Origin of the sequence: Pseudomonas yangonensis (assembly GCF_009932725.1) — a bacterium.
GTDB classification, from domain to species: Bacteria; Pseudomonadota; Gammaproteobacteria; order Pseudomonadales; family Pseudomonadaceae; genus Aquipseudomonas; species Aquipseudomonas yangonensis.
Window position 1 is genome coordinate 21,505 of the sequence record NZ_BLJU01000009.1, and the last position, 18,525, is coordinate 40,029.

25 protein-coding genes are annotated in these 18,525 nt (G+C 63.8%); 16 read left to right on the top strand and 9 right to left on the bottom strand.

Features of this window, described 5'->3' with window-relative positions:
- Window positions 1-26 precede the first annotated feature (26 nt).
- The 6 genes from GYB81_RS12800 (at window position 27) to GYB81_RS12825 (ending at window position 5,935) form a co-directional block, all read left to right on the top strand.
- Window positions 27-398 (top strand): gamma-butyrobetaine hydroxylase family protein, encoded by a 372-nt coding sequence (locus GYB81_RS12800; protein WP_161868055.1) that lies wholly within the window; start codon window positions 27-29, stop codon window positions 396-398.
- A 290-nt stretch (window positions 399-688) separates the two neighbouring features.
- Complete coding sequence (phaC, locus tag GYB81_RS12805) at window positions 689-2,368, top strand: class II poly(R)-hydroxyalkanoic acid synthase (RefSeq protein ID WP_161897845.1); 1,680 nt, start codon at window positions 689-691, stop codon at window positions 2,366-2,368.
- Between the two features lie 141 nt (window positions 2,369-2,509).
- Window positions 2,510-3,367, top strand: a complete 858-nt coding sequence (gene phaZ, locus GYB81_RS12810) for a poly(3-hydroxyalkanoate) depolymerase (protein ID WP_024306621.1) — start codon at window positions 2,510-2,512, stop codon at window positions 3,365-3,367.
- A 29-nt stretch (window positions 3,368-3,396) separates the two neighbouring features.
- Window positions 3,397-3,534 carry a hypothetical protein gene (locus GYB81_RS12815; protein ID WP_161868049.1) on the top strand — a complete coding sequence of 46 codons (138 nt, stop codon included), beginning with the start codon at window positions 3,397-3,399 and terminating at the stop codon, window positions 3,532-3,534.
- Window positions 3,535-3,567: 33 nt separating this feature from the next.
- Window positions 3,568-5,250 (top strand): class II poly(R)-hydroxyalkanoic acid synthase, encoded by a 1,683-nt coding sequence (phaC, locus tag GYB81_RS12820; RefSeq protein ID WP_161897846.1) that lies wholly within the window; start codon window positions 3,568-3,570, stop codon window positions 5,248-5,250.
- 70 nt (window positions 5,251-5,320) lie between these two features.
- A complete protein-coding gene (locus GYB81_RS12825; RefSeq protein ID WP_161897847.1) occupies window positions 5,321-5,935 on the top strand; it encodes a TetR/AcrR family transcriptional regulator in 615 nt (204 codons plus the stop codon).
- 83 nt (window positions 5,936-6,018) lie between these two features.
- Here GYB81_RS12825 and GYB81_RS12830 read toward each other — a convergent pair whose 3' ends face one another.
- The 3 genes from GYB81_RS12830 to GYB81_RS12840 form a co-directional block, all read right to left on the bottom strand.
- A complete protein-coding gene (locus tag GYB81_RS12830; RefSeq protein ID WP_161897848.1) occupies window positions 6,019-6,879 on the bottom strand; it encodes a phasin family protein in 861 nt (286 codons plus the stop codon).
- A 10-nt stretch (window positions 6,880-6,889) separates the two neighbouring features.
- Window positions 6,890-7,336 carry a phasin family protein gene (locus GYB81_RS12835; RefSeq protein ID WP_161868077.1) on the bottom strand — a complete coding sequence of 149 codons (447 nt, stop codon included), beginning with the start codon at window positions 7,334-7,336 and terminating at the stop codon, window positions 6,890-6,892.
- A 193-nt stretch (window positions 7,337-7,529) separates the two neighbouring features.
- Window positions 7,530-7,805 carry a polyhydroxyalkanoic acid system family protein gene (locus GYB81_RS12840; protein ID WP_161897849.1) on the bottom strand — a complete coding sequence of 92 codons (276 nt, stop codon included), beginning with the start codon at window positions 7,803-7,805 and terminating at the stop codon, window positions 7,530-7,532.
- A gap of 147 nt (window positions 7,806-7,952) precedes the next feature.
- Here GYB81_RS12840 and ubiE point away from each other — a divergent pair, with 147 nt between their 5' ends.
- From ubiE to GYB81_RS12885, 9 genes are all read left to right on the top strand, one after another.
- Complete coding sequence (gene ubiE / locus GYB81_RS12845; RefSeq protein WP_161897850.1) at window positions 7,953-8,723, top strand: bifunctional demethylmenaquinone methyltransferase/2-methoxy-6-polyprenyl-1,4-benzoquinol methylase UbiE; 771 nt, start codon at window positions 7,953-7,955, stop codon at window positions 8,721-8,723.
- A complete protein-coding gene (locus tag GYB81_RS12850) occupies window positions 8,723-9,340 on the top strand; it encodes a ubiquinone biosynthesis accessory factor UbiJ (protein WP_161897851.1) in 618 nt (205 codons plus the stop codon). Before ubiE ends, GYB81_RS12850 begins: the two co-directional genes overlap by 1 nt.
- Window positions 9,337-10,923 (top strand): ubiquinone biosynthesis regulatory protein kinase UbiB, encoded by a 1,587-nt coding sequence (gene ubiB, locus GYB81_RS12855; protein ID WP_161897852.1) that lies wholly within the window; start codon window positions 9,337-9,339, stop codon window positions 10,921-10,923. The genes GYB81_RS12850 and ubiB overlap by 4 nt, the downstream gene beginning before the upstream one ends.
- 70 nt (window positions 10,924-10,993) lie before the next feature.
- Complete coding sequence (hisI, locus tag GYB81_RS12860; RefSeq protein WP_004372946.1) at window positions 10,994-11,392, top strand: phosphoribosyl-AMP cyclohydrolase; 399 nt, start codon at window positions 10,994-10,996, stop codon at window positions 11,390-11,392.
- Complete coding sequence (locus GYB81_RS12865) at window positions 11,385-11,720, top strand: phosphoribosyl-ATP diphosphatase (protein ID WP_161868091.1); 336 nt, start codon at window positions 11,385-11,387, stop codon at window positions 11,718-11,720. Before hisI ends, GYB81_RS12865 begins: the two co-directional genes overlap by 8 nt.
- A 22-nt stretch (window positions 11,721-11,742) precedes the next feature.
- Complete coding sequence (gene tatA, locus GYB81_RS12870; RefSeq protein ID WP_024306614.1) at window positions 11,743-11,976, top strand: twin-arginine translocase TatA/TatE family subunit; 234 nt, start codon at window positions 11,743-11,745, stop codon at window positions 11,974-11,976.
- Between the two features lie 3 nt (window positions 11,977-11,979).
- Window positions 11,980-12,318 carry a Sec-independent protein translocase protein TatB gene (gene tatB, locus GYB81_RS12875; RefSeq protein WP_161868092.1) on the top strand — a complete coding sequence of 113 codons (339 nt, stop codon included), beginning with the start codon at window positions 11,980-11,982 and terminating at the stop codon, window positions 12,316-12,318.
- On the top strand, window positions 12,315-13,109 hold the full coding sequence (tatC, locus tag GYB81_RS12880) for a twin-arginine translocase subunit TatC (RefSeq protein ID WP_161897853.1): 795 nt from the start codon (window positions 12,315-12,317) through the stop codon (window positions 13,107-13,109). Before tatB ends, tatC begins: the two co-directional genes overlap by 4 nt.
- Window positions 13,106-13,816 carry a 16S rRNA (uracil(1498)-N(3))-methyltransferase gene (locus GYB81_RS12885; protein WP_161897854.1) on the top strand — a complete coding sequence of 237 codons (711 nt, stop codon included), beginning with the start codon at window positions 13,106-13,108 and terminating at the stop codon, window positions 13,814-13,816. Before tatC ends, GYB81_RS12885 begins: the two co-directional genes overlap by 4 nt.
- 208 nt (window positions 13,817-14,024) lie before the next feature.
- On the opposite strand, the gene dtd is transcribed toward GYB81_RS12885, so the two are convergent.
- On the bottom strand, window positions 14,025-14,462 hold the full coding sequence (gene dtd / locus GYB81_RS12890; RefSeq protein WP_161868039.1) for a D-aminoacyl-tRNA deacylase: 438 nt from the start codon (window positions 14,460-14,462) through the stop codon (window positions 14,025-14,027).
- Window positions 14,459-15,430: a prolyl aminopeptidase gene (pip, locus tag GYB81_RS12895; RefSeq protein ID WP_161868040.1), complete on the bottom strand. Its 972-nt coding sequence runs from the start codon at window positions 15,428-15,430 to the stop codon at window positions 14,459-14,461. Before pip ends, dtd begins: the two co-directional genes overlap by 4 nt.
- A 77-nt stretch (window positions 15,431-15,507) precedes the next feature.
- Here pip and GYB81_RS12900 point away from each other — a divergent pair, with 77 nt between their 5' ends.
- Complete coding sequence (locus tag GYB81_RS12900) at window positions 15,508-15,945, top strand: hypothetical protein (RefSeq protein ID WP_161868041.1); 438 nt, start codon at window positions 15,508-15,510, stop codon at window positions 15,943-15,945.
- Window positions 15,946-16,011: 66 nt separating this feature from the next.
- Here the strand turns inward: GYB81_RS12900 and GYB81_RS12905 are convergent, their stop codons facing one another.
- From GYB81_RS12905 to GYB81_RS12920, 4 genes are all read right to left on the bottom strand, one after another.
- Window positions 16,012-16,554, bottom strand: a complete 543-nt coding sequence (locus tag GYB81_RS12905; protein WP_161868003.1) for a lipocalin family protein — start codon at window positions 16,552-16,554, stop codon at window positions 16,012-16,014.
- A 12-nt stretch (window positions 16,555-16,566) separates the two neighbouring features.
- Window positions 16,567-16,818, bottom strand: coding sequence for an outer membrane protein assembly factor BamE domain-containing protein (gene bamE, locus GYB81_RS12910; RefSeq protein ID WP_017360545.1), 252 nt, complete (start codon window positions 16,816-16,818; stop codon window positions 16,567-16,569).
- Window positions 16,819-16,887: 69 nt separating this feature from the next.
- Window positions 16,888-17,490 (bottom strand): DUF924 family protein, encoded by a 603-nt coding sequence (locus GYB81_RS12915; protein WP_161868002.1) that lies wholly within the window; start codon window positions 17,488-17,490, stop codon window positions 16,888-16,890.
- Window positions 17,490-18,497: a class 1 fructose-bisphosphatase gene (locus GYB81_RS12920; RefSeq protein ID WP_161897855.1), complete on the bottom strand. Its 1,008-nt coding sequence runs from the start codon at window positions 18,495-18,497 to the stop codon at window positions 17,490-17,492. The genes GYB81_RS12915 and GYB81_RS12920 overlap by 1 nt, the downstream gene beginning before the upstream one ends.
- Window positions 18,498-18,525: the final 28 nt, after the last annotated feature.

Sequence of the window (18,525 nt, forward strand, 5' to 3'; positions counted from 1 at the left end):
CCTAAATAAGATCACGGAAATCAGCCATGCCCATCCCCAGCGCGATCAAACTGCACAAGGCCTCGAAGACTCTGGAGCTGCGCTACGGCGAGCAGAGTTACTCGCTCAGCGCCGAGTTTCTGCGCGTGCACTCTCCCTCAGCGGAAGTGCAGGGGCATGGCCAACCGATTCTGCAGACCGGCAAGCTCAATGTCGGCCTCGAGCGTATCGAACCCGCCGGCAACTATGCCCTGAAACTGTGCTTCGATGACGGTCATGACAGCGGCCTGTTCACCTGGGAATACCTGCACGAGCTGGCCACCCGGCAAGACCAGCTCTGGGCCGACTACCTGGCGCAGCTCAGCGCCGCCGGCAAATCCCGCGACCCCAACGAGTCCGTCGTACGCCTGATGCTCTGAGTCCGGGCGCAGGCCTCGCCGCAGAGCGCCCGCACTTATCCCCGCTGCTCTTTACCCGGTAGTTAGAACGATTTTTCTAAACTATCGCGGCATACTCCTGCCCCATCGATCAGCTTGCCTAACGGCAAAAACTCGGGTAACCAAGGAACTGGCAGGTTCCCTGCATTTGGCCCAACCAGATGCAATGCATGACGCGGACTCGATCCGCCCCCGGCAACCCGAGCAGTACCTGGCCCTTGTTTCGCCGCGAGCACGGCCGGTGCGCGACTCAGGACATTGGAGCGTCGTAGATGAGTGACAAGAATAACGAAGACCTGAAACGCCAGGCCTCGGAAAACACCCTGGGACTCAACCCGGTGATCGGTATCCGCGGCAAGGATCTTTTGACCTCTGCCCGCATGGTGCTCGCTCAGGCGCTCAAACAACCCTTCCACAGCGCCAAACACGTCGCCCACTTCGGCCTTGAATTGAAGAACGTCGTGCTCGGCCAGTCCGCGCTCAAACCCGAGGACGGCGACCGCCGCTTCGCCGACCCGGCCTGGAGCCAGAACCCGCTATATCGCCGCTACCTGCAGACCTACCTGGCCTGGCGCAAGGAACTGCACGACTGGATCGAGCACAGCTCGCTGTCCGAGCAGGACGCCAGTCGCGGCCATTTCGTGATCAACCTGATGACCGAAGCCATGGCGCCTTCCAACAGCATGGCCAATCCGGCGGCGGTCAAGCGCTTCTTCGAAACCGGCGGCAAGAGCCTGCTCGATGGTCTCTCCCACCTGGCCAAGGACATGGTGCACAACGGCGGCATGCCGAGTCAGGTGAACATGGAGGCCTTCGAGGTCGGCAAGAACCTGGCCACCACCGAGGGCGCCGTGGTGTTTCGCAACGACGTGCTGGAGCTGATCCAGTACAAGCCGGTCACCGAGAGCGTCCACGAGCGCCCACTGCTGGTGGTGCCGCCGCAGATCAACAAGTTCTACGTCTTCGACCTGTCGCCGGACAAGAGCCTGGCGCGCTTCCTCCTGCGCAGCCAGGTGCAGACCTTCGTGGTCAGCTGGCGCAACCCGACCAAGGCGCAGCGCGAGTGGGGCCTGTCCACCTACATCGAGGCGCTCAAGGAAGCCATCGACGTCATCTGCGCCATCACCGGCAGCAAGGACATCAACATGCTCGGCGCCTGCTCCGGCGGCCTGACCACCGCATCGCTGCTCGGCCACTACGCCGCGCTCGGCCAGCCGAAGGTCAATGCCCTGACCCTGCTGGTCAGCGTGCTCGACACCCAGCTCGACACTCAGGTGGCGCTGTTCGCCGACGAGAAGACTCTGGAAGCCGCGAAGCGCCGCTCCTACCAGGCCGGCGTGCTGGAAGGCAGCGACATGGCCAAGGTGTTCGCCTGGATGCGCCCCAACGACCTGATCTGGAACTACTGGGTCAACAACTACCTGCTGGGCAACGAGCCGCCGGTGTTCGACATCCTCTACTGGAACAACGACACCACACGCCTGCCCGCCGCACTGCACGGCGAGTTCATCGAAATGTTCCAGACCAACCCGCTGACCCGCCCGGGCGCGCTGGAGGTGTGCGGCACACCGATCGACCTCAAGCAGGTGACCTGCGATTTCTTCGTCGTCGCCGGCACCACCGACCACATCACGCCCTGGGATTCCTGCTACAAGTCGGCTCATTTGTTCGGCGGCAAGTGCGAATTCGTACTGTCCAACAGCGGCCATATCCAGAGCATTCTCAACCCACCAGGCAACCCCAAGGCACGCTACATGACCAATAGCGAGATGCCGCTGGACCCGAAGGCCTGGCAGGAAAGCTCGACCAAGCATGCCGACTCCTGGTGGCTGCATTGGCAAAGCTGGCTGGCCGAGCGCTCGGGCGACACCAAGAATGCTCCACGTGCCCTGGGCAACAAGAAATTTCCGGCCGGCGAAGCCGCCCCGGGTACCTATGTACACGAACGCTGATAGTCGGCTGCAACCGCAGCGGCACCGGGAAGTGCCGCACGCCACGACGGTCTGACCGGCGTGCAACCAGGTAATCCCTGGTAACCCTGGGGGCGGCCCGGACGGCCGTCGCCAGCGCTCAACTCCACAGGGGCTGCGCCCATGCCGCAACCATTCGTATTCCGCACCATCGACCTCGATGGGCAGACCATCCGCACCGCGGTGCGGCCGGGCAACAGCCAACTGGTGCCGCTGCTGATCTTCAACGGCATCGGTGCCAACCTGGAACTGGTGATGCCCTTCGTCGCCGCCCTGGATCCGGAGCTGGAGATCATCGCCTTCGACGTCCCCGGCGTCGGTGGCTCATCGACCCCGGCCACGCCCTACCGCTTCCCGGGTCTGGCCAAGCTGGCGGCGCGCATGCTCGATTACCTTGACTACGGTCAGGTCAACGCCATCGGCGTGTCCTGGGGCGGCGCCCTGGCCCAGCAATTCGCCCATGACTACCCCGAGCGCTGCAAGAAGCTGATCCTTGCCGCCACCTCGGCCGGTGCGGTGATGGTGCCGGGCAAGCCCAAGGTGCTTTGGCGCATGGCCAGTCCGCGGCGCTACGTGCAACCCTCCTATGGCGTGCGCATCGCCCCGGACATCTACGGCGGCGCCTTCCGTCGCGACCCGAAACTGGCCATGGCGCATGCCAGCAAGGTGCGCTCGGGCGGCAAGATGGGCTACTACTGGCAACTGTTCGCCGGCCTCGGCTGGACCAGCATCCACTGGCTGCACAAGATTCGCCAACCCACGCTGATCATGGCTGGCGACGACGACCCGCTGATTCCGTTGATCAACATGCGCCTGCTGGCCTGGCGCATTCCCAACTCGGAGCTGCACATCATCGACGACGGTCACCTGTTTCTGGTGACCCGCGCCGAAGCGGTGGCGCCGATCATCATGAAGTTCCTCGAGGAAGAGCGGCACCGTGCGGTGATGCACCCGCAGCCCACCCCGGTGCGCCAGCATTGACGGCACCAGCTTGGTGCGCAATGTTCTGCATGCTCGACGAAGGGGCCGACCATGGCCCCTTCGATTATTCACAGGCGCTCTGCAATGCACTTCCCGTGCGCCTGGTACAGGGCTTGCTGCACAGCCGGCACAAGCACAAGGCGCGCATCTGGCAGTCCGCGCCATGAATGTCTCTAGGTTTGACGACGGAGTGTTACCCCATGCGAGACAAGTCGAACCCGGCCTCACTGCCGGCACCTGCCACCTTCATGAATGCCCAAAGCGCAGTAGTGGGCGTACGCGGGCGCGATCTGTTATCCACCATGCGCCTGCTGGCCGCCCAGAGCCTGAAGAATCCAGCCCGCAGCGGCCGGCAACTGCTGGCCTTCGGCGGCCAGCTGGGCCGCGTGCTGCTCGGCGACACGCCGCACAAGGTCAACCCGCAGGATGCGCGTTTCGCCGATCCGACCTGGCACCTCAACCCCTTCTATCGACGCAGCCTGCAGGCCTACCTGGCCTGGCAGAAACAGCTGGCGGCGTGGATCGACGACAGCGACCTGTCGGCCGATGATCGCGCCCGCGCGCGCTTTCTCGCCTCGCTGATGAGCGACGCCCTGTCGCCGTCCAACAGCCCGCTCAATCCGCAAGCGGTAAAGGAGCTGTTCAACACCGGCGGCAGCAGTGCCTTCAAGGGTTTGCGCCACCTGCTCGACGACCTGCTGCATAACGACGGCCTGCCCAGCCAGGTCAGCAAGCACGCCTTCGAGATCGGCCGTAACCTGGCCTGTACGCCCGGCGCCGTGGTATTTCGCAACGAGCTGCTGGAGCTGATCCAGTACAAGCCGATGAGCGAAAAGCAGTACCTGCGCCCGCTGCTGATCGTGCCGCCGCAGATCAACAAGTACTACATATTCGATCTGTCCAACGACAAGAGCTTCGTCCAGTACGCACTGAAGAACGGCTTGCAGACCTTCATGATCAGCTGGCGCAACCCGGATCCGCGCCACCGCGAATGGGGCCTGTCGAGCTATGTGCAGGCCGTCGAGGACGCCGTCGACGCCTGCCGCGCCATCAGCGGCAGCAAGGACGTCAACCTGCTCGGCGCCTGCGCCGGCGGCCTCACCATCGCCGCCCTGCAAGGCCATCTGCAGGCACGTCGGCAGTTGCGTAAAGTCTCCAGCGCCACCTACATGGTCAGCCTGCTCGACAGCCAGATCGACAGCCCGGCCATGCTCTTCGCCGATGAGCAAACCCTGGAAGCGGCCAAGCGCCGCTCCTACCAGCAGGGCGTGCTCGATGGCCGCGACATGGCCCGCGTGTTCGCCTGGATGCGCCCCAACGACCTGATCTGGAACTACTGGATCAACAACTACCTGCTCGGCAAGCAGCCACCGGCGTTCGACATCCTCTACTGGAACAACGACAACACCCGCCTGCCCGCTGCCCTGCATGGCGACCTGATCGACTTCTTCAAGCACAACCCGCTGCGCCGTGCCGGTGGGCTGGAGGTCTGCGGTACGCCGGTCGACCTGACCAAGGTCAACGTCGACAGCTTCAGCGTGGCCGGCATCAACGATCACATCACGCCCTGGGATGCGGTCTATCGTTCAACCTTGCTGCTCGGCGGCAACCGCCGTTTCATCCTCTCCAACAGCGGCCATATCCAGAGCATTCTCAACCCGCCGGGCAACCCCAAGGCCAACTACCATGAGAACGCCAAGCTCACCTCCGACCCGCGCGCCTGGTACCACGACGCTCAGCATCAACAGGGCAGTTGGTGGCCTCAGTGGCTGGAGTGGATTCAGGCGCGTTCCGGCGAGCAGCGGGAAACCCTGATGACGCTGGGCAACCAGAGCCATCCGGCCATGGAGGCGGCACCGGGCACCTACGTGCATATCCGTTGAAAGCAATGGCCGGCAGCGTAGCGGCCGGTTATCGTCAGCCCATCGCGCCCAGCCGAACAAGAAGCCAAGGATGAAAACCCGCGAACGCATTCTGCAAGCCGCCCTGCAGCTGTTCAATGAGCAGGGCGAGCCCAACGTTTCCACCCTGGAGATCGCCAACGAACTGGACATCAGCCCGGGTAATCTCTACTACCACTTCCACGGCAAGGAGCCGCTGGTGCTGGAGCTGTTCGAACGTTTCCAGGCCGAGATGGCGCCGCTGCTCGATCCACCAGCCGAGGCCGAACTGGATGTCGAGGACTACTGGCTGTTCCTGCATCTGATCGTCGAACGCCTGTCGCAGTACCGCTTTCTCTTCCAGGACATGTCCAACCTGGCCGGACGGCTGCCAAAACTGGCGCGCGGCATTCGCCACTGGCTGAACGCGCTGAAACGCACCCTGGCCGCCCTGCTCGCCCGCCTGATGGCCGACGGTCAACTGAACAGCGACACCCAGGCGCTCGGCCAACTGGTCGAGCAGATCACCCTGACTCTGCTGTTTTCCCTCGATTACCAGCGCATCCTCGATCAGGAAGGAGAAGTGCGCCTGGTGGTGTACCAGATCATGATGCTGGTCGCGCCGCACCTGAACCAGCCATCACGCAGCACGGTCGAGCATCTGGCACAGCGTTATCTGGAAGCCTGACGCACATCCGCAGTTGCTGCGCCATTCCACGACCTGAAATGAAAACGCCCGGCACCAGGCCGGGCGTTTTGATCCCGAGAAACTCAGGACGAGGTGGCGGGAGTCGCCGGAGTAGCTGCCGGAGCCGGTGCAGCTGCCGGAGTCGCAGCAGCCGTCGGGGCCGGAGCCGGTGCTGCCGGCTTCGCTGCAGCCGCCTTGGGCGCGGCTGGCTTTTTCGCGGCCGGTTTCTTCGCTGCAGCCGGTTTCGCGGCCGGTTTGGCCGCCGGCTTGGCGGCCGTCGCTGGCTTGGCTGCAGCAGCCGGCTTGGCAGCGGGTTTCGCTGCGGCCTTGGCTGCCGGCTTGGCCGCGGGCTTGGCCGCAGCTTTAGCGGCCGGTTTTGCAGCGGCCGGTTTCGCGGTAGCTTTGGCAGTGGCTGGCTTGGCTGCAGCTTTGGCGGCCGGCTTCGCTGCAGGTTTGGCAGCGGGCTTGGCTGCGGCCTTGGCAGCAGGCTTGGGCGCCGCTTTGGCAGCAGGTTTGGCGACAGACTTGGCCGACACGCCAGCGATCTTTTCCAGTTGCTTGGTCAGGCTGTCGACCTTGTCGTTCAGCGCCTTGACCTCGTTACGGCTGGGCACGCCCAGACGCGAGATGGCGTTATTCAGACGCTTGTCGAACGCCTCTTCCAGCTCGCTCCACTTGCCGAACGCCTTGCCCTTGACCTCGTCGACCTTGGAGCGGGCCGAGCCGACACCGGCTTTGACCGCGCCGACCTGCTTGTCGACTTCGGTCTTGGCCTGTTTCTCGGCCTTCTCGCCATCCTTGACCAGCGAGTCGAACAGCTTGGTGCCGTCCTTGCTGACCTTGGAATAAGCGCCCAAGCCTGCCAACCAGATCTGGCGCGAGTATTTCTCGACCTCGCCGATCCAGGAGCTGGTCTGTTTCTCGGTTTTCTTCTTAACAGCCATCCTGATCTCCTTATTTGGTACGCGCGACGTGCTCGAGCAACGCGCTCAGCTCATCCAGCTTAGCAGAGAGTGCTTCTACATCCTGCTTGGACGGAATACCGATGCGGTTCAGAGCGGAAGCCACACGAGTATCGAAAGCCTTCTCGATCTTGTCGAGTTGAACTTCGACCTTGCCTTTAACGCTGGTGACATTGGAATTGACCGACTGCTTGACCGATTCGATCTGGCTGTTGGCGGCCTCGACCTGTTCGTCGACCAGCTTCTTGCCTTTGTTCTCGACGCCTTCACCGGCCTTGACCAGTTCCTTGAAGTATTCGGCCCCCTCGGCACCCGCCTTGGCATAAGCGCCCAGGCCGGCGAGGTAGATCTTGCGGGCATAGCCCTTCACGTCGTCGAACAGACCGGCCTTGTCTTCGACCACGGCTTCGGTTTTTTTCTTCACGGCAACTTTCGACATGGTGCACCTCACGCGCTTTGACAGTTAGCGGAAACGCCCACGGAATGCAGGCTTGGGTACACCCTAGGGAGAAAAATTAGAAATCACATACTAAGAGCGGTTTCAGGCTTCAGGCTTCAGGCTTCAGGCCAAGCAGCGTAGCGAATTGCTTTTGCTCTTACCTGCCGCCTGTAGACTGCGGCCTGCAGCCCCTTCACACCAACGACTTATCCAAGACCTGCTCGATCTCGCGCTGGATCATGCCGCCCATGGGCGACAGCAGCAGGCCGAGCTTGAGCTCGACACGTACGGTGTCTTCACCCACTGCAATGCTGCCATCAGCACCACTGCGCTTGAACTCCAGGACGTCGCCATTCCAGCGATAACGTACGTCGTACTCGCTGGCCAGGCGTTCGGCCAGGCGCTCGGCCTTTTCGCGGGCGCCCTCGCGACCGAGGGTATGGGATCGTTCGACACGAATGCGGGACATGGCAACTCCTTGAACTGGCAGCGCGCCGCACGGCTGCGGCATGAAGTCACATCACTCTACCAGCCCATTGGGCGAGCGGGCACCCAGGCAAGACAAAGGCGCCAGGCGCCTTTAGAATGGGGCGGTTTTCTATCCGGTGAGAGCGACATGAGCGATCCACGCAAGGCCCAGGAACAGGAACCCACCACTCACTTCGGTTTCCAGGACGTGCCGGAAAGCCAGAAGGCAGAGAAGGTAGCCGAAGTCTTTCACTCGGTGGCGGCCAAGTACGACCTGATGAACGACGTGCTGTCCGGCGGTCTGCACCGCCTGTGGAAGCGCTTCACCATCGAGCTGTCAGGCGTACGCCCGGGCAATCGCGTGCTGGATATCGCCGGCGGTACCGGTGACCTGACCCGCAAATTCTCAAGCCTGGTCGGTCCGACCGGCGACGTGGTGCTGGCCGACATCAACGACTCCATGCTCAAGGTCGGTCGCGACCGCCTGCTGGACAAGGGCGTGGCCGGCAATGTGCAGTTCGTCCAGGCCGATGCCGAGAAACTGCCCTTCCCGGACAACCACTTCGACGTGGTCACCATCGCCTTCGGCCTGCGCAACGTAACGCACAAGGAAGACGCCCTGCGCTCCATGCTGCGCGTGCTCAAGCCGGGCGGGCGGCTGCTGGTGCTGGAGTTCTCCAAGCCCGGCAACCCATTACTGGCCAAGGCTTACGACACCTACTCGTTCAGCTTCATGCCGCTGGCCGGCAAGCTGATCACCAATGACTCGGACAGCTACCGCTACCTCGCCGAGTCGATCCGCATGCACCCGGATCAGGAAACTCTCAAGGCGATGATGGTCGACGCCGGCTTCGAGCGCGTCACTTACCACAACATGACCGGCGGTATCGTCGCCCTGCACAGAGGCATCAAGCCTTAATGCTCATCACGGGTTTGCTGGCCGGCGTCGAGACGGGCCTCAACCGCGTCCTGCGCCTCGATGGTACGGCCTTGCCGCGTCTGCAGGCACTCAGCGGCAAGGTTATCGCCGTGCAGTGCCAGAGCCCGGCACTTGAGCTGTATATCCTGCCCAGCGGCGATGGCCTGCAGCTGGCTGCGCAATGGCATGCGCCCGCCGACTGTACGCTGACAGCACCGGCTGCCAGCCTGGCGCGTCTGGCCCTGAGCCGCGAGAAGACCGCCGTGCTGCATCGTCCCGAAGTATCGCTCGATGGCGACAGCGCCGTGCTGCTGCAACTGGCCGGCGTCCTGCAGGATCTGGAGCTGGACTGGGAATACGAAGTCTCGCGCTGGCTCGGCCCGGTGGCCACCACCCTGCTCGCCGGCCATCTGCGCAGCCGGGTGAACCTGGCCAGCAACGGCGCCGCCAGCCTCAGGCAGGATCTGGCCGACTACCTGGCCGAAGAATCACGAACCCTGGTGGGCCAGCGCGAAGCCGATGTGCGCTTCGCCGAGCTGGACCAACTGAAACTCGCCCTCGACCGCCTGGAAGCACGCATCGAGCGCCTCACTTCTGCCCATAAGCCCGACGCATGAAGCTGCTTGCCGTTCGCCGTCTGCTGCGCATCCAGCGCGTAGTGATCCGCTATCAACTGGACGAAATGCTCTTCGAGCTGCCGCTGCCGTTCTGGCTGCGCACCCTGTCCTGCCTGCTGCCCTGGCGCTGGCTGCCACGCAAGCCGCTGGCGCTGTCGCGCGGCGCGCGCCTGCGCCTGGCTCTGGAGGACCTGGGGCCGATCTTCATCAAGTTCGGCCAGTTGCTGTCCACCCGTCGCGACCTGCTGCCGCCGGACATCGCCGACGAGCTGGCCCACCTGCAGGACCGCGTGCCACCGTTCCCCGAGGATCAGGCCATCGCCCTGATCGAGCGCCAGCTCGGCGCGCCGGTCAGCGAGCTGTTCGCCCGCTTCGACAGCCAGCCGCTGGCCTCGGCCTCGGTGGCCCAGGTCCACGCCGCGCAGTTGAAGAGCGGCGAGGAAGTGGTGGTCAAGGTGGTGCGTCCCGGCCTCAAGCCGGTTATCCGCCAGGACCTGGCCTGGCTGTTTTTGATCGCCCGCATCGCCGAAAGGGCCTCTGCCGATGCCCGCCGCCTGCACCCGGTGGAGGTGGTCAGCGACTACGAGAAGACCATCTACGACGAGCTCGACCTGCTACGCGAGGCGGCCAACGCCAGCCAGCTGCGGCGCAACTTCGAAGGCTCGCCACTGCTCTACGTGCCGCAGGTTTACTGGGACCTGTGCCGCCACCAGGTGCTGGTCATGGAGCGCATCTACGGCATCCCGGTGACCGACCTGGCCACCCTGGCCGACCAGCGCACCGACATGAAGCTGCTGGCCGAGCGCGGCGTGGAAATCTTCTTCACCCAGGTGTTCCGCGACAGCTTCTTCCACGCCGACATGCATCCCGGCAACATCTTCGTCAGCACCCGCACGCCCTGGAGCCCGCAGTACATCGCCATCGACTGCGGCATCGTCGGCAGCCTCACCGACGAGGACCAGGACTACCTGGCGCGCAACCTGCTGGCCTTCTTCAAGCGTGACTACCGCAAGGTGGCGCAGCTGCACATCGACTCGGGCTGGGTACCGGCAGAAACCAAGGTCAACGAGTTCGAAGCCGCCATCCGCACCGTGTGCGAGCCGATCTTCGAGAAACCGCTGAAGGACATATCCTTCGGCCAGTTGCTGCTGCGCCTGTTCCAGACCGCACGTCGCTTCAATATGGAGGTGCAGCCGCAGCTGGTACTGCTGCAGAAGACCCTGCTCAATATCGAAGGCCTGGGCCGCCAGCTGTATCCGGATCTGGACCTGTGGAGCACTGCCCAGCCCTACCTCGAGCGCTGGATGCGCGAGCGCATCAGCCCGCTGCACCTGCTGCGCAACCTGCAGCAGCAGGCCGAGCAGGTGCCGCACCTGTCGCAGATCGCCCGCGACACCCTGGAACGCCTGCAGCGCTCGCAGCAGCGCGAAGAGCAGCGCCCCAACCGCGACCAGTGGCCATTACGCCTGCTCGGCGCCGCACTGATCGGCGCAGGCACCGTTCAAGGCCTGGCGCCGCTGCTGGTTGCCTGGCCAGCCTGGCTGATGGTCGGTGGCGGTCTCTATCTGGTACTGCGCCGATAGCCAGCCAGCCACAGCACTGGCACACTTGGCGAACTGACAGTCCGGCAGCGCCGGCAGACTTGGAACACCGATGAACGATTGGCTCGACGAAATTCACTGGAACGAAGACGGCCTGGTGCCGGCCATCGCCCAGGACCACCAGACCGGCCGCATCCTGATGATGGCTTGGATGAACCGCGAATCTCTCGCCCTTACCGTCAGCGAGCAGCGCGCCATCTACTGGTCACGCTCGCGCGGCAAGCTGTGGCGCAAGGGCGAGGAGTCCGGCCATGTGCAGAAGCTGCATGAACTGCGCCTGGACTGCGACGCAGACGTCATCGTGCTGATGGTCGAGCAGCTGGGCGGCATCGCCTGCCACACCGGACGCGAGAGCTGCTTCTATCGCGTGTACGAGAATGGCGGCTGGAAAACCGTCGACGCCGTGCTGAAAGATCCGCACGCCATCTATGCAGGACACAGCCATGAGTGACACCCTGAGCCGCCTGGCCGAAGTACTGGAAGCGCGCAAGGGCGCAGCGCCGGACAGTTCGTATGTCGCCAGCCTGTATCACAAGGGCCTGAACAAGATTCTGGAAAAGGTCGGCGAGGAATCGGTGGAAACCATTCTCGCCGCCAAGGACGCCGCCGCCGGCGGTGACTGCAAGGACCTGATCTACGAAACCGCCGATCTGTGGTTCCACAGCCTGGTCATGCTCGCCGCCCTCGGCCAGCATCCGCAGGCCGTGCTGGATGAACTGGATCGCCGTTTCGGCCTCTCCGGCCACGCGGAAAAAGCCGCGCGACCGCAATCCGAATAACTTTCACAACGGAGAACGCATCATGGGTTTCGGCGGTATCAGCATCTGGCAACTCCTGATCATTCTGCTCATCGTGGTCATGCTGTTCGGCACCAAGCGCCTGAAGAATCTGGGCTCGGACCTGGGCGACGCGATCAAGGGCTTCCGCAAGTCGATGGACAACGGCGAAGCCGACAAGCCGGCAGTCGAAGAGCCCAAGGGGCAGACCATCGACGCCCAGGCACGCAAGGTCGAAGAGCCGGCGAAGAAAGACTAAGCCATGTTCGACATCGGTTTTACCGAACTGCTGCTGGTCGGCCTGGTCGCTCTGGTGGTGCTCGGCCCTGAGCGTCTGCCGGGCGCGGTTCGCACGGCCGGCCTGTGGATCGGTCGGATCAAGCGCAGCTTCAACTCAATCAAGGCCGAAGTGGAGCGCGAGATCGGCGCCGACGAGATCCGCCGCCAACTGCACAACGAGCGGATTCTCGAGCTGGAGCGGGAAATGAAGGCGATGAAGCAGGACATCCTCGACACCACCAGCCTCAAGCCGGTCAACGAGACCGGCAAGCCCGCCGAAACGCCCCAGCCCGCCGCCCAAGACAAGAATCCCCAGCCATGAGCAAACTGCCGGACGCCGACCAGGAAATGCCCCTGGTCTCGCACCTGACCGAGCTGCGCACGCGCCTGCTGCGTTGCGTGGTGATTATCTTTGTGATCTTCGCCGGCCTGTTCTATTTCGCCCAGGACATCTACGCCCTGGTGGCGGCGCCGCTGCGCGCCTACCTGCCGGAAGGCGCGACGATGATCGCCACCGGCGTCGCCTCGCCCTTCCTCACGCCGTTCAAGCTGACGCTGATGTGCGCGCTGTTTCTCGGCATGCCGGTGATCCTGCACCAGGCCTGGGGCTTCATCGCGCCGGGGCTTTACACCCATGAACGGCGCATCGCCGTACCGCTGCTGATCTCCAGCATCTTCCTGTTCTATGCAGGCATGGCCTTCGCCTATTTCGTGGTGTTCCCCATCATGTTCGGCTTCTTCGCCAGCGTGACCCCGCAGGGCGTGGCGATGATGACCGACATCGGCCAGTACCTGGACTTCGTCCTGACGCTGTTCTTCGCCTTCGGCGTGGCCTTCGAGATTCCCATCGCCACCTTTCTGGTGATCTGGGTCGGCCTGGTCGACGTCGCCACCCTGCGCAAGAGCCGTCCCTACGTGATCGTCGGCTGTTTCGTGGTGGGCATGGTGCTGACGCCGCCGGACGTGTTCTCGCAAACCCTGCTGGCCCTACCCATGTGGCTGCTGTTCGAAAGCGGCCTGCTGGCCGGTGCGCTGGTCAAGCGCAAGCGTGACGAGGAGCAGCCCGAGGAAGAAGCCAAGCCCGAAGACCAGCCGCCCGCGCCCCTGTCGTGAATCTGCTGCTGCTGGAAGACGCCGATTTCATTGGCGTCGATCGGGTACGCCTCACCGGCCGACGTCTGAAGCATCTGCATGAGGTGCATCGCGCCGAGGCCGGCGACCGCCTGCGCGTCGGCCGCCTTGGCGGGCTGATGGGCGGGGGGCAACTGCTCTCGCTGGACGCCGAACATGCAGAGCTGCAGGTCAGCCTCGACCAGCCGCCACCGGCCAAGCTGCCCCTGACTCTGATCCTCGCCCTGCCCCGCCCGAAGATGCTCAAACGTGTGCTGCAAACCGTCAGCGCGATGGGCGTACCGCGTCTGGTGCTGGTCAACAGCTACCGGGTGGAGAAGAGCTTCTGGCAGACACCCTTTCTCGACCCCGAAGCGCTTCGTGAACAGCTGATTCTCGGCCTGGAGCAGGCGCGCGACACCGTCTTGCCCGAGGTGAGCATCGAGAAACGCTTCAAGCCCTTCGTCGAGGATCGCCTGCCGGCATTGGCAGCCGGCACGCTGGGCCTGGTCGGCCACCCGGGCGACTACCCGGCCTGCCCACGCGCCGTGCAGGAGCCGGTGACCCTGGCCATCGGCCCGGAAGGTGGCTGGATTCCCTACGAAGTCGATCTGCTGCGCCAAGCCGCAGGCCTGCAGCCGGTGCAGTTGGGCGAACGCATTCTTCGCGTGGAAACGGCGGTGCCGGCGTTGCTGGCCCGGTTGTTCTGATCGCGTTCTTTGAATCGCCGGAGCGCGGGACGCACCCTACGGGCGGTGGACAAGCTTCGCGTTGTCCACCCGATGCACGGCGCTGATTGGTAGTCGCGGCTGAAGCCCCTCCCACGGGGAGGTGGCATGCCTGCTTTTGCCAGCGCATCCACACTCTAGTGGGAGGGGCTTTAGCCGCGAATGCTGTGCAGGTCCCTCAACTCCAGGCTCACACCTCGAGCAGGAAGGTCACCGGCCCATCGTTGACCAGGTGCACCTGCATATCAGCGCCGAAGCGTCCGGTGCCGACCTGAGGGTGCTGGGCCTTGGCCATCTCGACCAAGGCATCGAACAGTGCAGCGCCCTGCGCAGGCGGCGCTGCGCTGGAAAAGCTGGGGCGCATGCCGCTCTTGGTATCGGCGGCCAGGGTGAATTGCGAGACCAGCAGCAGACCGCCCTGCACGTCCGTCAGCGAGCGGTTCATCTTGCCCGCCTCGTCGCTGAATACGCGGTAGTTCAGCAGCTTGTGCAGGGCGCGGGCGAGGCTGGCCTGGTCATCCTGCGGTTCGATGCCGACCAGCGCCAGCAGGCCCTGATCGATGCTCCCCACCACTTCACCATCGACCTCTACCCGCGCGCCAGTGACGCGCTGGATCAGCAGCTTCATGCATCCTCCGGCGGCAGGTCGAGCAGACGGCGGGCCATCTGTTCAGTGGCGCGGATCAGCGCATCGGTGATACCAGGTTCCGCCGCCGAGTGGCCAGCGTCGCGGATGATCTGCAGCTCACTGTTGGGCCAGGCCTGGTGCAGCGCCCAGGCGTTATCCAGCGGGCAGATGGCGTCGTAGCGGCCATGCACGATGATGCCCGGCAAATGGGCGATTTTCGGCATGTCGCGCAGCATTTGGTTCGACTCGAGAAAGGCATCGTTGACGAAGTAGTGGCATTCGATACGGGCGATGGACAGCGCCCGGTGCGCCTCGCTGAAGCGCTCGACCACCTGAGTATTGGGACGCAGGGTGGCGGTACGCCCTTCCCAGGTCGACCAGGCCTTGGCCGCGTGCATCTGGGCGATCTGGTCGGCGCCGGTCAGGCGTTTGTAAAAGGCCTGCATCAGGTCGCCGCGCTCTTCAGGCGGAATCGGTGCGACGTAGTCTTCCCAGTAATCGGGGAACAGGCGGCTGGCGCCCTCCTGGTAGAACCAGCTGAACTCCTGCGGCCGGCACAGGAAGATGCCGCGCAGAATCAGCCCGTGCACACGCTGTGGATGCGTTTGCGCATAGGCCAGCGCCAGGGTGGAACCCCAGGAGCCGCCGAACAGCACGAACTTGTCTATCCCCAAGTGCTCGCGAATACGCTCGATATCGCCGATCAGCGCCTGGGTGGTGTTGTTCTCCAAACTCGCGTGGGGCGTGGAACGGCCACAGCCGCGCTGGTCGAAGGTAACGATGCGATACAGTGCAGGATCGAAATAACGGCGGCTGGCAGAATCACAGCCTGCCCCTGGGCCACCATGAATGAACAATACCGGCAACCCATCCGCCGAGCCGCTCTCGTCGACGTACAGCACGTGCGGCGCCTCGACCGCCAGCTCATGGCGTGCGTAGGGTTTGATCTCCGGATACAAAGTCTGCATGGTTGGCTCCTGTTGGCTGGGCTACAACTGCCGTGTCCGCTCTGCCTGGCATCATAACCATGAAAAGGAAGTTCAGCATGTCGATGCGTCATCTGTTCTGGTCGCTGTTCATGACCCTCACCCTCCTGCTCGCAGGCTGCGGCGGTCGTGACGACCCGCAGGCTGCACTGGAAGCGGCCGTGCAGCAATTGCAGGACAATATCGAGGCCAAGAGCACCGGCGCGGTGATGGACCAGTTGCATGGCGATTTCCTGGCCCGCCAGGAGCTTGACCGCGAATGGGCCAAGGGCACCATGACCCTGCTGTTTCTGCGCCACAAGAACGTCAAGGTGCTCGCCCTGGGCAAGAAAAGCTGGATCGACTCGGCGATCAGCAGCAAGGGCTACACCGAGGCGCAGGTTGGCCTGAGCGGGGCCGAAGGATTGATTCCCGATAGTGCGCGGCACTATTCGGTGAAACTGGAGTGGTGGCTAGACGGCGGCGAATGGAAGCTCGCGCGCCTGGATTGGGAGTGATCCGTAGCCCGGATGCAACCCGGGAAATACCCTGTAGGCATCCCCGGATTACATCCGGGCTACAGGCTAGTCGGCCTGGCGCCAGATCAGGTCCGAGGTCACGTAACCCTGCTCGCGCGCGATGCTCAGCAGCTTGTCGCGGGTTTGCTGATCCACCTCAGGGGTGCGCGACAGCAGCCACAGGTATTTGTGCTCAGGATGGCCAACCAGCGCCACGCGGTAATCCTCGTCGTGGTAGATCACCCAGTAGTCGCCCTTGATCGGCAGCAGTTTGCTGGCCCAGTTGTCGAAGCGTACCCACAGCTTGTCGGTCTTCCCTTCGACCTGCGGTTCGGCGACGCCCTTGGCCTCGATCCACTCACCGTCCTTGTCGCGGCAGCGGTTGGTCACGTCGATGCGGCCATCGTCACGCAAACCGTAATGCGCTTCGGACTGCACGCAGTTGCGCTGGAAGAACATCGGCAGGCGCGCCAATTCGTACCAGGTGCCCTGGTAGCGCTGCAGGTCGACCTGCATGGTCTGCGGTGGCGGCTTCTGAATGCTGCCGGTACCGGAGTTGGCACAGCCGGCGAGGGCGAGAACGGCGCTGGCGATTAGGATCGAACGCATGGAAGCTCCTGTTTACTTGAGTCCCTTGCCGGAGAACAGCATGACCTTGTCCCCGGCATACTGGACGCTGATGTAGGCCTTGTCGTCACCCCAGGTGCAGCTGGTCATCCCCAGTGCGCCGGCACACTCGCCCGGCGCGCCGAGCAGGCTTTCCACTTCCTGCTTGCTCATGCCGGCTTTGAGCTTGGAGTAGTTTTCCTGATTGATCTTGCTGCAGGCGGCAAGCAGGCAGCAGGCGAGCAACGCGACGATACGCATCGACATGGATGAAGCTCCTGATGGGAAGGTGCCAGCAAGCTTGGCATAGCCGGCGACGACTTGCCCGATTGGAGTTCAGAAACGCGAGCCGGGTTCCCGCAGGAAGGCTTGTTCTTCGTCGCTGCAGGCGCGTCCAAGAATCGCATTGCGATGGGGGAAGCGCCCGAAACGGGCGATAATCCGCTGGTGGCGCTCGGCAAAATCGAGGAAGTTGGCGAACAATGCCTGCTCGTCGGCAGCGGCTTGGTTCAGCAGGCTGGCAAACAGCTCGACGGCGCGGTTCTGCAAGGCCAGATCCTCGGCGTGCTCGAACACCAGATAGGCAAAGACCCGCTGGATGGGCGCCAGCCTGAGATCCCAGTTGCGATCCAGGCCATCCTGCAACAACGGCTGCGCCAACTTGTCACCGGCAAAGGCCCGCGGCGTATCGCGATAGATCATGCGCGGCAGCTGGTCGAGCAGAATCAGTTGCGCCAGCCAGCCCTGCGGAACGTCCGCCCAGCCTTGCAGCTCGCCAGCCAGTGCCTGCTCGACCAGCGCGCCGAAACGCGTCTCGGCCTCACGGTCCTGGCTGTCGCGCTTGCCGAACCACAACCTCTGGCGCGCCGCCGCCACCTCGGCGGCCGTGCCGTGATCGGCACCGAACCACCAGTCGAGCAGCGGCTGCCAGGCGGGCATCAGTTGCGGTGGTACGCGGTGATGCGCAGCACTTCTTCCTTGGAACCGAGAAACACCGGTACGCGCTGGTGCAGGGAAGTGGGCTGGATATCGAGAATGCGCTGGTTACCGTCGGTGGCAGCACCGCCGGCCTGCTCGATGATCATCGACATCGGGTTGGCTTCGTACATCAGGCGCAGCTTGCCCGGCTTGTCCGGCTCGCGGGCATCGCGCGGGTACATGAACACACCGCCACGGGTGAGGATGCGATGCACGTCGGCCACCATCGAGGCGATCCAGCGCATGTTGTAGTTGCGCCCCAGCGGCCCGGTCTCGCCGGCCAGCAGCTCGGAGACGTAACGCTGTACCGGCGCCTCCCAATGGCGCTGGTTGGACATGTTGATGGCGAATTCCTTGGTCGACTCCGGCACCTTGATGTTGTCGTGGGTGAGCACGAAGCTGCCCAGTTCGCGATCCAGGGTGAAACCCTTGACGCCATCGCCGAGGGTCAGCATCAGCATGGTCTGCGGGCCGTAGATGGCGTAGCCGGCCGCAACCTGCTGGGTGCCCGGCTGGAGGAAGGCGTCCTCGCCCAGGTCGCCGGTATCACCGTTACGGTCCGGGCAGCGCAACACCGAGAAGATGGTGCCGACCGAGACGTTGACGTCGATGTTGCTGGAGCCGTCCAGCGGGTCGAATACCAGCAGGTAGGCGCCTTTCGGATACTTGCCGGGGATCTGGTAGGCATTGTCCATTTCCTCGGAGGCCATGCCGGCCAGGTGGCCGCCCCATTCGTTGGCTTCGAGGAGGATCTCGTTGGAGATGACGTCGAGCTTCTTCTGCACTTCACCCTGCACGTTCTCGCTGTCCAGGCTGCCCAGTACGCCGCCGAGGGCGCCCTTGGAGACCTGGTGGCTGATCGCCTTACAGGCCCGCGCCACGACTTCGATAAGGAAACGCAGATCGGCCGGGGTGTTATGGCTGCGAGTCTGCTCGATCAGGTAGCGGCTCAGGGTGACGCGGGACATGGACGGCTCCGGAAAGAGGGGGAAAATC

Coding starts and splice junctions, on each gene's coding strand:
- GYB81_RS12800 (WP_161868055.1), top strand. CDS start 27: ATGCCCATCCCCAGCGCGATCAAACTGCACAAGGCCTCGAAGACTCTG.
- phaC (WP_161897845.1), top strand. CDS start 689: ATGAGTGACAAGAATAACGAAGACCTGAAACGCCAGGCCTCGGAAAAC.
- phaZ (WP_024306621.1), top strand. CDS start 2,510: ATGCCGCAACCATTCGTATTCCGCACCATCGACCTCGATGGGCAGACC.
- GYB81_RS12815 (WP_161868049.1), top strand. CDS start 3,397: ATGCTCGACGAAGGGGCCGACCATGGCCCCTTCGATTATTCACAGGCG.
- phaC (WP_161897846.1), top strand. CDS start 3,568: ATGCGAGACAAGTCGAACCCGGCCTCACTGCCGGCACCTGCCACCTTC.
- GYB81_RS12825 (WP_161897847.1), top strand. CDS start 5,321: ATGAAAACCCGCGAACGCATTCTGCAAGCCGCCCTGCAGCTGTTCAAT.
- GYB81_RS12830 (WP_161897848.1), bottom strand. CDS start 6,879: ATGGCTGTTAAGAAGAAAACCGAGAAACAGACCAGCTCCTGGATCGGC.
- GYB81_RS12835 (WP_161868077.1), bottom strand. CDS start 7,336: ATGTCGAAAGTTGCCGTGAAGAAAAAAACCGAAGCCGTGGTCGAAGAC.
- GYB81_RS12840 (WP_161897849.1), bottom strand. CDS start 7,805: ATGTCCCGCATTCGTGTCGAACGATCCCATACCCTCGGTCGCGAGGGC.
- ubiE (WP_161897850.1), top strand. CDS start 7,953: ATGAGCGATCCACGCAAGGCCCAGGAACAGGAACCCACCACTCACTTC.
- GYB81_RS12850 (WP_161897851.1), top strand. CDS start 8,723: ATGCTCATCACGGGTTTGCTGGCCGGCGTCGAGACGGGCCTCAACCGC.
- ubiB (WP_161897852.1), top strand. CDS start 9,337: ATGAAGCTGCTTGCCGTTCGCCGTCTGCTGCGCATCCAGCGCGTAGTG.
- hisI (WP_004372946.1), top strand. CDS start 10,994: ATGAACGATTGGCTCGACGAAATTCACTGGAACGAAGACGGCCTGGTG.
- GYB81_RS12865 (WP_161868091.1), top strand. CDS start 11,385: ATGAGTGACACCCTGAGCCGCCTGGCCGAAGTACTGGAAGCGCGCAAG.
- tatA (WP_024306614.1), top strand. CDS start 11,743: ATGGGTTTCGGCGGTATCAGCATCTGGCAACTCCTGATCATTCTGCTC.
- tatB (WP_161868092.1), top strand. CDS start 11,980: ATGTTCGACATCGGTTTTACCGAACTGCTGCTGGTCGGCCTGGTCGCT.
- tatC (WP_161897853.1), top strand. CDS start 12,315: ATGAGCAAACTGCCGGACGCCGACCAGGAAATGCCCCTGGTCTCGCAC.
- dtd (WP_161868039.1), bottom strand. CDS start 14,462: ATGAAGCTGCTGATCCAGCGCGTCACTGGCGCGCGGGTAGAGGTCGAT.
- pip (WP_161868040.1), bottom strand. CDS start 15,430: ATGCAGACTTTGTATCCGGAGATCAAACCCTACGCACGCCATGAGCTG.
- GYB81_RS12900 (WP_161868041.1), top strand. CDS start 15,508: ATGTCGATGCGTCATCTGTTCTGGTCGCTGTTCATGACCCTCACCCTC.
- GYB81_RS12905 (WP_161868003.1), bottom strand. CDS start 16,554: ATGCGTTCGATCCTAATCGCCAGCGCCGTTCTCGCCCTCGCCGGCTGT.
- bamE (WP_017360545.1), bottom strand. CDS start 16,818: ATGTCGATGCGTATCGTCGCGTTGCTCGCCTGCTGCCTGCTTGCCGCC.
- GYB81_RS12915 (WP_161868002.1), bottom strand. CDS start 17,490: ATGCCCGCCTGGCAGCCGCTGCTCGACTGGTGGTTCGGTGCCGATCAC.
- GYB81_RS12920 (WP_161897855.1), bottom strand. CDS start 18,497: ATGTCCCGCGTCACCCTGAGCCGCTACCTGATCGAGCAGACTCGCAGC.